This window comes from Klebsiella sp. CN_Kp113, from assembly GCF_040064585.1.
Taxonomy (GTDB): domain Bacteria; phylum Pseudomonadota; class Gammaproteobacteria; order Enterobacterales; family Enterobacteriaceae; genus Klebsiella; species Klebsiella michiganensis.
The window spans coordinates 84,127-98,141 of sequence record NZ_JBEAID010000028.1 but is presented as its reverse complement, the minus strand read 5'-3'; the positions used below and the strand labels follow the sequence as shown (position 1 = coordinate 98,141).

Below are 14,015 nucleotides of genomic sequence, written 5' to 3'. Positions count from 1 at the left end.
ATACCTGCCTGTCACGCAGGGGGTCGCGGGTTCGAGTCCCGTCCGTTCCGCCACTTATTAAAAAATTAAGCCTGCTGATTAAGCAGGCTTAATGATAAGAAACTTTAGGGGCGTAGCTCAGTTGGTAGAGCACCGGTCTCCAAAACCGGGTGTCGCGAGTTCGAGTCTCTCCGCCCCTGCCATATATAATCCTTTGCTCAGGCAAAGGATTTTTTTTGCTTTAAATTTCCCGCCGATCGTCCTCCATCCCTGGAGGAGTGCGTTTATCCCAATATATTGTGCTTCAGGATCTCCCGAATCTGCGCTTGTTTATCGCTGTTCTGTAGCCAAATCGCATAGAGAGGCCTTGAAAGCGTCGCACTGTCGGTCACCGTATGCAGATTATTTTTCCCCTGTGCCCAGAGCACGGGCAGCCATGTACAGCCCTTAAGCGCGCTGAGCTGTTGGTAAGCTAACTCGGCAGAACTGGTGGTCAGCAGAGGAATATCATCATTTCCGATCAATCCCGCTTCGTTTTGTTGGAAATCGGGCCCCCATTCCAGGCGTAAATAATTCAATTCATTTGTGTATTTAGCCGGAGAGGCACAATAAAGCGCCAGGGTAAAATTACCCAGCAACTGGCTGCTTAGTTCATCCATCTTCGGCGATTCTGTCGTGATCAGGAGATCAAGCTGACGTTCGTGCAGCTGTTTGACCAGCGATTGCCGCTGCGCAATCCGCGCCTCAAACTGTAGGTTATAGGGCTCTGTATAGAGCTTTCCCAGCCATCCATTAAGCAGGCATTCCCACAGAGAAGCGCTGGCACCGATCGAAAATTCATTATGGCGGGAAGAATTCGCGACCTCCTTGCGCGCAGCTTGCCAGGTATTCATCAGGGTTTCGGCGTAGGGTAGCAGTTTCTCTCCGGCTGAGGTCAGACGGATATTATTACGATGACGGGTAAAAAGATTTACCCCCAGCTGGTTCTCCAGCTGACGAATACGAAAGCTAACTGCTGACTGCGTCAGATAAAGCGCCTCTGCGGCTCGGCCAAAGTGGCGAGTTCTGCTCACCTCAAGGAAAGTCTTGAGCAATTCCGTATCCACACTCTTCTCCGCAAAATTATTTGTCGTGATGATTTAAATGTTTTGTTTGACGCTCTGTCAAGCGTAACTAATACTCCGCGCCATAATTAGCTCGGCCAAAGAATCAGGAGCGTGTAGGATGGCGGAAAGCTTTACGACAACTAATCGTTTTTTCGACAATAAAAATTATCCGCGCGGGTTTTCCCGTCATGGAGATTTCACCATCAAAGAGGCGCAACTGCTGGAACGTCATGGTTATGCCTTTAATGAACTCGAACTAGGTAAACGCGAGCCTGTCACCGACGATGAAAAACAGTTTGTTTCGGTATGCCGTGGTGAACGTGAGCCCGCAACGGAAGCAGAACGCGTCTGGATTAAGTACATGGCGCGCATTAAGCGTCCGAAGCGTTTCCATACCCTGTCCGGCGGCAAGCCGCAGGTGGAAGGTACGGAAGATTACACAGAAAGCGATGATTAAGAAAAAGGGCGTAAGCCCTTTTTTTACGCCATCATTTTTTGTAGATGGCTCAACATTCTGTCTATTGCCCGATAGCCGAGAGCCTCCTGCAAATGATGACGTTCGATGCGTTCGACTGCCTCAATATCGGCAATAGTTCGGGAAACTTTAATCAGGCGCTGCCAGGCGCGGATTGAAAGACCGAGCTGTATTAGCGTCTGCTCCAGCCAGACAGCGTCATCTTTATGAAGCCGGCAGCAGATTTTCATCTCATCATTTCCCAGATGCGCGTTAAGTTTTTTCTGCCGCGATAGCTGCCTTTCGCGTGCGGCCAGAACACGTTGGCGTACGCAGGCGCTACTTTCCTCTTCGTTTGTTCCCTGGCTGAGCACCCCCGGCGGCGGAAGCGGGATCTCCAGGGAGAGATCGAATCGGTCAAGAAACGGGCCGGATAAACGACCCAGGTAGCGTAGCGTCTGTTCCGGTGAAGCGCGATTATGCTGGCCCTGATAGTGTCCTGTCGGGCTGGGATTCATCGCTGCAATAAGCTGGAAACGGGCTGGATAATCGATTTTGGCGCGCGTGCGTGAGATATGGATAACCCCTGACTCAATGGGTTCGCGTAACGCATCCAGCACCCTGCGTTCGAATTCAGGCAGCTCATCCAGGAACAGGACTCCGTTATGGGCAAGGGAGATCTCTCCCGGTGCCGGAATTGAGCCTCCGCCCACCATGGCCGCCAGGGAGGCGCTATGATGCGGGGCACGAAAGGGCCTGCGGCGCCAATTTTTCATGGCATGCCTGGAATCGACCAGGCTAAGTATTGCCGCGCTTTCCAGCGCTTCCTGATTACTCAGCGGCGGCAGTAGTCCCGGTAATCGACTGGCGAGCATCGTTTTTCCTGTGCCGGGCGGGCCTATCATCAGCAGGTTGTGACCACCTGCAGCGATGATTTCCAGCGCTCGTTTCCCCTGCCGCTGGCCAATAACATCACGCAGATCAACCGATGTTTCATCCGAATATTCCCCTTCTGGAAGGGGGTTAGCCAGGGTATGTCGACCTTCGAGAAAAGCGCAGACTTCCTGGAGATCGGTGGCGATAAGGCAGTCACTGCCGCCGATTAACCCCACCTCTGGAGAATTCTCATTAGAGATAACAATCTTCCGCCCCGCTTTTATGGCTTCCATGGCGCTGGATATGGCCCCAGGAACGCCACGCAGAGCGCCTGTAAGCGCCAGCTCGCCGACAAACTCATATTGATTTAGCCTGGGGGCCTTTAGCTGCTCTGAGGCCACCAGAAGCGCGAGAGCGATAGGTAAATCATATCTTCCCCCTTCTTTTGGTAGATCGGCCGGGGCCAGATTGATGGTGATTTTTTTCGCCGGATAAGCGTAACCGCTGTTGATAATCGCACTACGTACCCGGTCACGCGCTTCTCTAACCGTTGTTTCAGGCAGTCCTACCATTGTCAGGCCTGGGAGCCCGTTGCTGATATGAACTTCAACCGTGATAAGCGGGGCACCGATCCCGAGAGCGGCGCGGGTGTAAACAATGGCGAGTGACATAACACCTCCTGAGAACCGGGATTATGTCGGGGATTTGCTGTTGAGTAATTCGGCAATATTAAATTCTGCATGCTTGCTCCCAGCCAATTTTCCGGCAATTTCCGCTTTGCACTGGTGATGGATGCCGGCTCGTAAAATGCTGTCATCAGGCAACAAGATGAGAAAGAGCTGTGGAGTACGCCACAAATTGAAATATTTTCATTTCATATTTTTCCCATTAAAAACAATTGTTTTTTCTTAAATGGTTAGCAAGGTAAGAAATGAGGTCATAAAAAAATCTTGTGTTTAACGCGAAGTCTGTGGTACCTCTTTAGGTATTCCTTCGAACATGAAGCCAGAAAGAACATAAAATGACAGCCCTTCTACGAGTGATTAGCCTGGTCGTGATTAGCGTGGTGGTGATTATTATCCCACCGTGCGGGGCTGCACTTGGACGAGGAAAGGCTTAAAAAACAAGCCTTAACGAACTAAGACCCCCGCACCGAAAGGTCCGGGGGTTTTTTTATAACTTAAAAACAGAAAAGAGGAGCAGACGATGGCTGGTAGCATAAAATTCTGTTTCTCTCGATCTACGACGGGGAAGTAACTATGAATGGGGCGCGGTGGGTGGTACATGCTTTGCGAGCACAGGGAGTCGATACCGTTTTTGGCTATCCGGGTGGAGCAATTATGCCGGTTTACGATGCATTGTATGACGGCGGCGTGGAACACCTACTGTGCCGGCATGAACAGGGTGCGGCTATGGCGGCTATTGGCTATGCCAGGGCTACCGGCAAAACCGGGGTGTGTATCGCCACTTCGGGGCCTGGCGCAACCAACCTGATCACCGGCCTCGCCGACGCGCTGCTTGATTCCGTTCCCGTTGTTGCTATCACCGGCCAGGTTGCGGCCCCGTTCATTGGCACCGACGCATTCCAGGAAGTTGATGTCCTCGGTTTATCGCTGGCATGCACCAAGCATAGTTTCCTGGTGCAGTCGCTGGAAGAACTGCCGCGCATCATTGCCGAAGCTTTCCACGTAGCAAACTCCGGGCGTCCCGGTCCCGTGCTGGTCGATATCCCAAAGGATATCCAGCTGGCTCAGGGCGATCTCGATCCGCATTTTTCCATGGTAGCCGACGACGTTGATTTTCCATATGCGGATATCGAATACGCTTTGCAGATGCTGACCCAGTCGCAGAAGCCGATGTTATACGTTGGCGGCGGCGTGGGGATGGCGCAGGCGGTACCGGCGCTGCGCGAATTTCTTGCCGTTACGCAAATGCCCGTGACGTCTACCCTGAAAGGGCTGGGTGCGGTAGCGGCGGATTATCCCTACTATCTGGGCATGCTGGGGATGCACGGTACTAAAGCGGCCAACCTTGCAGTACAGGAATGTGACCTGCTGATCGCGGTAGGCGCCCGTTTTGACGATCGCGTCACCGGCAAGCTGAATACGTTTGCCCCGCACGCTAAAGTTATCCATATGGATATCGATCCGGCTGAACTGAACAAGCTCCGTCAGGCACATATCGGCCTGACCGGCGATTTGAATGTGATGCTGCCCGCGCTCCAGCAGCCGCTGTCTATCGACGCCTGGTGCCAACGTAATGCGCAGCTGCGCGCTGGGCATGCCTGGCGCTACGACCATCCGGGAGACGCTATCTATGCCCCGCTGCTACTGAAGCAGCTTTCCGATCGCAAACCCGCAGACTGCGTCGTGACAACCGATGTGGGCCAGCATCAGATGTGGTCAGCGCAGCATATGACCTATACGCGCCCGGAGAATTTCATCACTTCCAGCGGATTAGGCACTATGGGTTTCGGCTTGCCCGCAGCGGTAGGCGCGCAGGTGGCCCGTCCAGACGATACGGTTATCTGTATCTCCGGTGACGGCTCCTTCATGATGAACGTGCAGGAGCTGGGCACCGTAAAACGCAAGCAGCTGCCGCTGAAGATAGTCTTACTGGACAACCAGCGTTTAGGAATGGTTCGACAATGGCAACAGCTGTTTTTTCAGGAACGTTATAGCGAAACCACCCTTACCGATAACCCCGATTTCCTTACTCTGGCCAGCGCCTTCGGCATCCCTGGTCAACACATCACCCGTAAAGACCAGGTTGAAGCGGCACTCGACACCATGCTTTCGAGCCAGGGGCCTTACCTGCTTCATGTCTCAATCGACGAACTTGAGAACGTCTGGCCGTTGGTGCCGCCCGGTGCCAGTAATGCAGAAATGCTGGAGAAATTATCATGATGCAACATCAGGTCGCCTTGCAGGCTCGCTCTAATCCAGAAACGTTAGAACGCGTGCTGCGCGTCGTGCGCCATCGCGGGTTCCAGATTTGCGCGATGAATATGGCAACCGCCGCCGATGCCCGGAATATTAATATTGAACTGACCGTTGCCAGCCAGCGGCCCGTCGAATTACTGTTTAGTCAATTAAGCAAACTGGTGGACGTCGCCTGCGTCGAGATCCAGCAACCTACATCACAACAAATTCGCGCCTGAGCGCAAAGGAAGAACAATGACGACGAAAAAAGCTGATTACATTTGGTTCAATGGTGAGATGGTTCCGTGGGGCGAGGCGAAGGTTCACGTGATGTCCCATGCGCTGCACTACGGGACTTCCGTATTTGAAGGCATCCGTTGCTACGACTCTCACAAGGGACCGGTGGTGTTCCGTCACCGTGAACATATGCAGCGTTTGCATGACTCAGCAAAAATCTATCGTTTCCCGGTTTCTCAGAGCGTTGATGAGCTGATGGAAGCCTGCCGTGAAGTCATTCGTAAAAACAGTCTGACCAGCGCCTATATCCGCCCGTTAGTCTTCGTCGGCGACGTGGGCATGGGCGTCAACCCGCCTCCGGGCTATAACACTGACGTGATCATCGCGGCGTTCCCGTGGGGCGCCTACCTGGGCGCCGAAGCGCTGGATCAGGGGATCGATGCGATGGTTTCTTCCTGGAATCGCGCGGCGCCAAACACTATTCCGACCGCGGCTAAAGCCGGCGGTAACTATCTCTCTTCGCTGCTGGTCGGCAGCGAAGCGCGTCGCCATGGCTATCAGGAAGGTATCGCGCTGGACGTGAACGGCTACATCTCTGAAGGCGCCGGTGAAAACCTGTTTGAAGTGAAGGATGGCGTGCTGTTTACCCCGCCGTTCACCTCTTCCGCGCTGCCTGGCATCACCCGCGACGCTATCATCAAGCTGGCGAAAGATCTCGGCCTGGAAGTCCGCGAGCAGGTATTGTCCCGCGAGTCCCTGTACCTGGCCGACGAAGTGTTTATGTCCGGTACTGCCGCAGAGATCACGCCGGTACGCAGCGTTGATGGTATTCAGGTGGGTGAAGGCCGCTGCGGCCCGATCACCAAGCGCATTCAGCAAGCATTCTTTGGCCTCTTCACCGGTGAAACCGAGGATAAATGGGGCTGGTTGGATCAGGTTAATCAATAAGCATAAAAAAATGGGGCGACACGCAACGCCCCATTTCACCGAAACTGGGAGTAACTAAAGCATGCCTAAGTACCGTTCCGCCACAACCACTCACGGCCGTAATATGGCGGGTGCCCGCGCGCTGTGGCGCGCCACTGGAATGACCGACGATGATTTCGGTAAGCCGATTATCGCCGTGGTGAACTCTTTCACCCAGTTCGTGCCGGGCCACGTTCACCTGCGCGATCTCGGCAAACTGGTTGCTGAGCAAATCGAGGCCGCTGGCGGCGTCGCCAAAGAATTCAACACCATTGCGGTGGATGATGGGATCGCGATGGGCCACGGGGGTATGCTTTATTCACTGCCATCCCGCGAACTGATCGCCGACTCGGTTGAGTATATGGTTAACGCCCACTGTGCTGATGCGATGGTCTGTATCTCCAACTGCGACAAAATCACCCCGGGGATGTTAATGGCGTCTCTGCGCCTGAATATTCCGGTCATTTTTGTTTCCGGTGGCCCGATGGAAGCCGGGAAAACCAAACTGTCCGATCAAATCATTAAACTCGACCTCGTTGACGCGATGATTCAGGGCGCTGACCCGAAAGTCTCCGACGATCAGAGTAATCAGGTTGAGCGTTCCGCCTGCCCGACGTGCGGCTCTTGTTCGGGAATGTTCACCGCGAACTCCATGAACTGCCTGACCGAAGCGCTGGGCCTGTCGCAGCCGGGCAACGGCTCGCTGCTGGCGACTCACGCCGATCGTAAACAGCTGTTCCTCAATGCGGGCTCACGTATTGTTGAGCTGACTAAACGCTATTACGAGCAGGACGATGCCTCTGCGCTGCCGCGTAATATCGCCAATAAGGCGGCGTTTGAAAACGCCATGACGCTGGATATCGCCATGGGCGGTTCCACCAATACCGTACTGCATCTGCTGGCGGCGGCGCAGGAAGCGGAAATCGACTTCACCATGAGCGATATCGATAAACTTTCCCGCAAAGTGCCGCAGCTGTGTAAGGTCGCGCCAAGTACGCAGAAATATCATATGGAAGACGTGCATCGCGCGGGCGGCGTATTGGGTATTTTAGGTGAACTGGATCGTGCCGGGCTGCTGAACCGCGATGTGAAAAACGTGCTTGGTTTGTCCCTGCCGCAGACGCTGGAGCAGTACGATATCACCGTCACGCGGGATGAAGCGGTTAAGAAGATGTTCCGCGCTGGCCCTGCGGGTATCCGCACAACGCAGGCTTTCTCTCAGAACTGCCGTTGGGACACCCTGGATGACGATCGCGCAGAAGGCTGTATCCGCTCGCTGGAACATGCTTACAGCAAGGACGGTGGTCTGGCGGTTCTGTACGGCAACTTTGCCGAGAACGGCTGTATCGTGAAAACCGCCGGCGTTGACGACAGTATCCTCAAGTTTACCGGCCCGGCGAAGGTATACGAAAGCCAGGACGCGGCTGTGGATGCGATCCTCGGCGGCAAGGTGGTCGCCGGTGACGTAGTCGTCATCCGCTATGAAGGGCCGAAAGGCGGGCCGGGGATGCAGGAGATGCTCTACCCGACGACCTTCCTGAAATCAATGGGCTTGGGTAAAGCCTGTGCGCTGATTACCGACGGACGCTTCTCCGGCGGTACCTCGGGTCTCTCTATTGGTCACGTTTCTCCGGAAGCGGCCAGCGGTGGCAATATCGCGATCATTGAAGATGGCGACATGATTGCTATCGATATCCCGAACCGCGGCATTCAGCTGCAGCTGAGCGATGCCGAGATTGCGGCGCGCCGCGAAGCTCAGGAAGCGCGCGGTGATAAAGCATGGACGCCGAAAGATCGCGAGCGTCAGGTTTCCTTTGCCCTTCGCGCCTATGCCAGCCTGGCAACCAGCGCCGACAAAGGCGCGGTGCGCGATAAATCGAAACTTGGGGGTTAATGATGGCCGAGTCTCAACCCCTCTCCGCCGCCCCCGAGGGGGCGGAATACCTCAGAGCGGTACTGCGCGCGCCGGTATACGAAGCCGCGCAGATCACGCCGCTGCAAAAAATGGAAAAGCTCTCGTCGCGCCTCGATAACGTTGTGCTGGTGAAGCGTGAAGATCGTCAGCCGGTGCACAGCTTTAAGCTGCGCGGAGCCTACGCGATGATGGCGGGCCTGACGGAAGAGCAAAAATCGCATGGCGTGATTACCGCTTCGGCGGGTAATCATGCGCAGGGCGTGGCTTTCTCGGCATCTCGCCTGGGCGTGAAGGCGCTCATCGTTATGCCAACCGCCACCGCGGATATCAAAGTTGATGCGGTGCGCGGCTTCGGCGGCGAAGTGCTGCTGCACGGCGCGAATTTCGATGAAGCCAAGGCCAAAGCCATCGAACTGGCGCAGCAGCAGGGGTTCACCTGGGTTCCGCCCTTCGACCATCCGATGGTGATTGCCGGGCAGGGGACGCTGGCGCTGGAGCTGCTGCAGCAGGATGCCCATATCGATCGCGTATTTGTCCCGGTCGGCGGCGGCGGTCTCGCGGCCGGCGTGGCGGTGCTGATCAAACAGCTGATGCCGCAGATCAAAGTCATTGCGGTTGAGGCCGAGGATTCTGCCTGTCTGAAAGCCGCGCTGGATGCGGGTCATCCGGTCGATTTACCCCGCGTTGGGCTTTTTGCCGAAGGCGTGGCGGTGAAACGCATCGGCGATGAGACTTTCCGTCTGTGCCAGGAGTATCTCGACGACATCGTTACCGTCGATAGCGATGCCATCTGCGCGGCGATGAAAGACCTGTTTGAAGATGTGCGTGCGGTAGCAGAACCTTCCGGGGCGCTGGCGCTGGCGGGGATGAAAAAATATATCGCTCAGCATAATATTCGCGGCGAACGCCTGGCGCACGTGCTTTCCGGCGCGAACGTCAACTTCCACGGCCTGCGCTACGTTTCCGAACGCTGCGAACTGGGGGAACAGCGCGAAGCGCTGCTGGCGGTCACCATTCCGGAAGAGAAGGGCAGCTTCCTCAAGTTCTGCCAGCTGCTGGGCGGCCGTTCGGTGACCGAGTTCAACTACCGCTTCGCGGATGCGAAAAATGCCTGCATTTTTGTCGGCGTGCGCCTGAGCCGGGGGCTGGAAGAGCGGAAAGAGATCCTCAACCTGCTGCACGACGGTGGCTACAGCGTAGTGGATCTCTCTGACGATGAAATGGCCAAGCTTCACGTGCGCTATATGGTGGGCGGGCGTCCGTCGCAGCCGCTGCAGGAGCGTTTATTCAGCTTCGAGTTTCCGGAATCACCCGGCGCGCTGCTGAAGTTCCTGCATACGCTGGGCACCCACTGGAACATCTCTCTGTTCCACTATCGCAGTCACGGTACCGATTACGGCCGCGTGCTGGCGGCATTCGAACTGGGCGATCACGAGCCTGACTTCGAAACCCGCTTGCATGAGCTGGGCTACGATTGCCACGATGAGAGCAATAATCCAGCGTTCAGGTTCTTCCTCGCCGGTTAAGAAGCGCTGTGCTTGTCAGGCCTGCGGTCGGGCTGTAGGCCTGAGCAGGCCCGGCATTAGTGGCCAGGCAGCAAATTCCAGAACGCATTAATCAGCGGCTCATGCAGCCGCTTTTTTGGCGCGCAGACGCCCAGCTCAAACGGGGTTTTCTCGTCGCTACGCTCCAGAATCATCACGCGATTGCGCACTGGCTCAGGGCTGTTTTCCAGCACCACCTCCGGCAGCAGCGCGACGCCGCAGCCGAGCGCCACCATGGAGACCATGGCTTCATGCCCGCCCACCGTGGCGTAAATTGACGGATTACTGATTTTATGGCGGCGAAACCATAGCTCAATGCGGCGACGCACGGGGCCCTGGTCGGCCATAATAAAGGGTACCGTTGCCCAGTCAGGCTTCTCCACTGAGACCTGGTTACGAACCGGACAAGGCAGCGCCGGGGCGATCAGCACCACCGCCAGATTCTCCAGCATGGAAAAAGCCACCGCGCCGGGCAGCGTTTCCGGTTTCCCGGCAATCGCCAGATCGGCCTCACCCGTCACCACTTTTTCCATCGCATCAGCGGCATCGCCGGTGGTGAGCTTTATTTCCACCGAGGGATGCTCGGCGCGGAACCGATCGAGAATCGGCGGCAGATGGCTATAAGCGGCCGTCACCGAACAGAAGATATGCAGTTCGCCCGACAGCGACGGACCTTGCTGATCGATAGTGTGGCGCAGCTGCTGATACTGCAACAGCGTCTGCTGGGCAAACGTTCGTAGCTCTTCTCCCGCTTCGGTAAGCGTTACCGTGCGGTTATCACGGACAAACAGCGGCTGCCCGAGGTCTTCCTCCAGGCGCTGAATTTGTCGGGAAAGCGTGGAGGGGCTGACGTGCATCGCCCGCGCGCTGCGGCCAAAATGGCGGCTTTCAGCCAGATGCAGGAAGGTTTTCAGATCGCGTAAATCCACCGGCGGCACTCCACGATTTTACATTGCAGAAATTGCAACGTGACGTTGTGAATATATCAATTTCCGCAATAAATTTCCTGTTGTAATGTGGGTACATTCTCGCTGAAAGGCGAACCGAACAAAATAAGACACACAACATCACGAGGTATCACCATGGCTAACTACTTTAATACACTGAACCTGCGCCAGCAGCTGGCGCAGCTGGGCAAATGTCGCTTTATGGGGCGCGACGAATTCGCCGATGGCGCAAGCTACCTTCAGGGTAAAAAAGTGGTCATCGTCGGCTGTGGCGCTCAGGGCCTGAACCAGGGTCTGAACATGCGCGACTCCGGTCTGGATATCTCCTACGCGCTGCGTAAAGAAGCGATTGCCGAAAAGCGCGCATCATGGCGCAAAGCAACCGAAAACGGCTTCAAGGTGGGTACCTACGAAGAGCTGATCCCGCAGGCCGATCTGGTGGTTAACCTGACGCCGGACAAACAGCACTCTGACGTTGTACGTTCCGTTCAGCCGCTGATGAAAGACGGCGCGGCGCTGGGCTACTCTCACGGCTTCAACATCGTGGAAGTTGGCGAGCAGATCCGTAAAGATATCACCGTCGTGATGGTGGCGCCGAAGTGCCCGGGTACCGAAGTACGTGAAGAGTACAAACGCGGTTTCGGCGTTCCGACCCTGATCGCGGTTCACCCGGAAAACGATCCGAAAGGCGAAGGTATGGCCATTGCTAAAGCCTGGGCTGCGGCGACCGGCGGTCACCGTGCGGGCGTGCTGGAATCGTCCTTCGTTGCCGAAGTGAAATCCGACCTGATGGGCGAGCAGACCATCCTCTGCGGTATGCTGCAGGCCGGTTCTCTGCTGTGCTTCGATAAGCTGGTGGAAGAGGGTACCGACCCGGCATACGCCGAAAAACTGATTCAGTTCGGCTGGGAAACCATCACCGAAGCGCTGAAGCAGGGCGGTATCACTCTGATGATGGATCGTCTGTCTAACCCGGCTAAGCTGCGTGCTTACGCGCTGTCCGAACAGCTGAAAGAGATTATGGCGCCGCTGTTCCAGAAGCATATGGATGACATCATCTCCGGTGAATTCTCCTCCGGCATGATGGCTGACTGGGCCAACGACGATAAAAAACTGCTGACCTGGCGTGAAGAGACCGGCAAAACCGCGTTCGAAACCGCACCGCAGTTTGAAGGTAAAATTGGCGAGCAGGAGTACTTCGATAAAGGCGTTCTGATGATCGCAATGGTGAAAGCGGGCGTTGAGCTGGCGTTTGAAACCATGGTGGATTCCGGCATCATCGAAGAGTCCGCTTACTACGAATCACTGCACGAGCTGCCGCTGATCGCCAACACCATCGCTCGTAAGCGTCTGTACGAAATGAACGTGGTTATCTCCGATACCGCTGAATACGGTAACTACCTGTTCTCTTACGCTTGCGTACCGCTGCTGAAAGAGTTCATGACCACCCTGCAGACCGGCGACCTGGGCAAAGCGATTGCCGAAGGCGCGGTAGACAACGCTCAGCTGCGCGACGTGAACGAAGCCATTCGCAGCCACGCTATCGAGCAGGTTGGTAAGAAACTGCGCGGCTATATGACCGACATGAAACGCATTGCGGTAGCGGGCTAATTCCCCGTCGTCTTTCAACTTGCAGATGCGTTGGCTGCGTTCGTACACCCCAGTCACATAGTTATCTATGCTCCTGGGGCTGTACTCACTTGCCGCCTTCCTGCAAGCTGAAATCCTTAGGGGAAAGCTGTGAGATAAAAAACCGGTGCAATAAGATGAACTGCACCCAAAAAGTTGGACTCCCAACGAAGTAAGGTGGAGTGCCCCCGAGCCCGTAGACAAATCTGCCCTATAGTTTGAGCATAGGAGGAGTCTATGGGCACACCACGTTTTACCCCTGAATTTAAGGAAGAGGCTGTCCGCCAGATCACCGAGCGGGGCTATTCCATCGCTGAAGTATCTGAACGGCTCGGCGTGTCGGCGCACAGCCTTTATAAATGGCTCCGGGCTGTTAAGCCTGACAACAGTGGACAACAGGCACAGGATTTACTTGATGCCAGAACAGAAATTCTCAGGCTGAAAGCACAGCTTAAACGCACTGAGGAAGAGCGGGATATTCTGAAAAAGGCAGCGCGGTACTTTGCAAGGGAGCCCGACTGAAGTATCGCTTTATCAACGATCACCGTGAAATCTGGTCGATTGTTACGATGTGTCGGGTCCTTAAGGTTGCCCGTGCCGGATTTTATGTCTGGCTCCATCACCCTGTATCCGCCGGAGAAAAGGATAACCAGCGACTGCTGGAACTCATCCGCGACTCCTATACGCTGAGTGGTGGAGTTTACGGTTATCGCAGGGTTCATGGCGACCTTCGCGAAATTGGCGAAGTGTGCAGCAGAAACCGGGTTGCCAAAATCATGAGGAAAAACAGGATCCAGGCTATACATGGTTATAAAGTGCCACGCGGAACCCGAGGACGACCGTCACTGATAGCGCCCAATCGCGTGCGGCGTGAATTTACTGTAGTGAAGCCCAATCAGGTGTGGGTCACCGACATCACCTACATCCGCACCTGGCAGGGCTGGCTGTACCTGGCAGTGGTTATCGATCTTTTTGCCCGTAATGTGGTGGGCTGGTCGATGAAGCCAATACTGTCACGCGAGCTGGCACTGGATGCGCTGCTGATGGCGGTCTGGCGACGTAAACCTGAAGAAAACGTCATTGTGCACAGCGATCAGGGCAGTCAGTATGGCAGTGATGACTGGCAGCGGTTCTGCCGGGCCAATAATCTGGTACCGAGCATGAGCCGTCGTGGCAACTGCTGGGATAATGCAGTGGCAGAGTCGTTCTTCAGTTCACTCAAAAAAGAGCGCATCAGGAAGCGGATATATAAAACCCGGGACATGGCCCGGGCGGATATTTTCGATTACATTGAAGTGTTCTACAACCGTAACCGACGCCACAGCCACCTCGGTGGCGTCAGCCCGGAGGCCTTCGAAAAGGCCTCGCCGTGAGGACAGAAACTGTCTACCAGAGCGTGGTCACTCCACCGCTTGATATAAACCGTCCAACATTATGGGGT

Annotated in this window: 12 protein-coding genes and 1 tRNA gene; 10 read left to right on the top strand and 3 right to left on the bottom strand. The window is 55.5% G+C overall.

Annotated elements, in window-relative coordinates; all coding sequences use genetic code 11:
• The first annotated feature begins 106 nt into the window (after positions 1-106).
• A tRNA-Trp gene (locus ABLV30_RS19400) sits at positions 107-182 on the top strand.
• A gap of 81 nt (positions 183-263) precedes the next feature.
• Here ABLV30_RS19400 and hdfR read toward each other — a convergent pair.
• Complete coding sequence (gene hdfR, locus ABLV30_RS19395) at positions 264-1,085, bottom strand: HTH-type transcriptional regulator HdfR (protein ID WP_265802057.1); 822 nt, start codon at positions 1,083-1,085, stop codon at positions 264-266.
• Positions 1,086-1,203: 118 nt separating this feature from the next.
• On the opposite strand from hdfR, the gene ABLV30_RS19390 reads away from it, so the two are divergent.
• Positions 1,204-1,542 (top strand): DUF413 domain-containing protein, encoded by a 339-nt coding sequence (locus ABLV30_RS19390; RefSeq protein WP_004097464.1) that lies wholly within the window; start codon positions 1,204-1,206, stop codon positions 1,540-1,542.
• A gap of 23 nt (positions 1,543-1,565) precedes the next feature.
• Here ABLV30_RS19390 and ABLV30_RS19385 read toward each other — a convergent pair whose 3' ends face one another.
• On the bottom strand, positions 1,566-3,086 hold the full coding sequence (locus ABLV30_RS19385; protein ID WP_025108421.1) for a YifB family Mg chelatase-like AAA ATPase: 1,521 nt from the start codon (positions 3,084-3,086) through the stop codon (positions 1,566-1,568).
• Between the two features lie 350 nt (positions 3,087-3,436).
• Between ABLV30_RS19385 and ilvL the strand changes: the two genes are divergently transcribed.
• The 6 genes from ilvL to ilvA all read left to right on the top strand — a co-directional run bounded on the left by ilvL (position 3,437) and on the right by ilvA (position 9,980).
• On the top strand, positions 3,437-3,535 hold the full coding sequence (gene ilvL / locus ABLV30_RS19380) for an ilv operon leader peptide (protein ID WP_001311244.1): 99 nt from the start codon (positions 3,437-3,439) through the stop codon (positions 3,533-3,535).
• 139 nt (positions 3,536-3,674) lie between these two features.
• Positions 3,675-5,321, top strand: coding sequence for an acetolactate synthase 2 catalytic subunit (gene ilvG, locus ABLV30_RS19375; RefSeq protein WP_265802059.1), 1,647 nt, complete (start codon positions 3,675-3,677; stop codon positions 5,319-5,321).
• A complete protein-coding gene (gene ilvM / locus ABLV30_RS19370; RefSeq protein ID WP_004097471.1) occupies positions 5,318-5,575 on the top strand; it encodes an acetolactate synthase 2 small subunit in 258 nt (85 codons plus the stop codon). Before ilvG ends, ilvM begins: the two co-directional genes overlap by 4 nt.
• A 16-nt stretch (positions 5,576-5,591) precedes the next feature.
• Complete coding sequence (locus ABLV30_RS19365; RefSeq protein WP_004097473.1) at positions 5,592-6,521, top strand: branched-chain amino acid transaminase; 930 nt, start codon at positions 5,592-5,594, stop codon at positions 6,519-6,521.
• A gap of 61 nt (positions 6,522-6,582) precedes the next feature.
• Positions 6,583-8,433, top strand: a complete 1,851-nt coding sequence (gene ilvD / locus ABLV30_RS19360; protein WP_064406523.1) for a dihydroxy-acid dehydratase — start codon at positions 6,583-6,585, stop codon at positions 8,431-8,433.
• Positions 8,434-8,435: 2 nt separating this feature from the next.
• The gene (ilvA, locus tag ABLV30_RS19355) at positions 8,436-9,980 is read left to right on the top strand and encodes a threonine ammonia-lyase, biosynthetic (RefSeq protein ID WP_014227448.1); all 1,545 of its coding nucleotides are present in this window, start codon (positions 8,436-8,438) and stop codon (positions 9,978-9,980) included.
• A 56-nt stretch (positions 9,981-10,036) separates the two neighbouring features.
• Here the strand turns inward: ilvA and ilvY are convergent, their stop codons facing one another.
• Positions 10,037-10,927, bottom strand: coding sequence for an HTH-type transcriptional activator IlvY (gene ilvY, locus ABLV30_RS19350; RefSeq protein WP_004097479.1), 891 nt, complete (start codon positions 10,925-10,927; stop codon positions 10,037-10,039).
• Between the two features lie 153 nt (positions 10,928-11,080).
• Here ilvY and ilvC point away from each other — a divergent pair, with 153 nt between their 5' ends.
• Complete coding sequence (gene ilvC / locus ABLV30_RS19345; protein WP_003018001.1) at positions 11,081-12,556, top strand: ketol-acid reductoisomerase; 1,476 nt, start codon at positions 11,081-11,083, stop codon at positions 12,554-12,556.
• Between the two features lie 255 nt (positions 12,557-12,811).
• Positions 12,812-13,947 (top strand): IS3-like element ISEc15 family transposase gene (locus ABLV30_RS19340; RefSeq protein WP_206743746.1). Its coding sequence is split into 2 segments (ribosomal slippage): positions 12,812-13,058 and positions 13,058-13,947, totalling 1,137 coding nucleotides; the frame shifts between segments, so codons are not numbered across the junction.
• Positions 13,948-14,015: the final 68 nt, after the last annotated feature.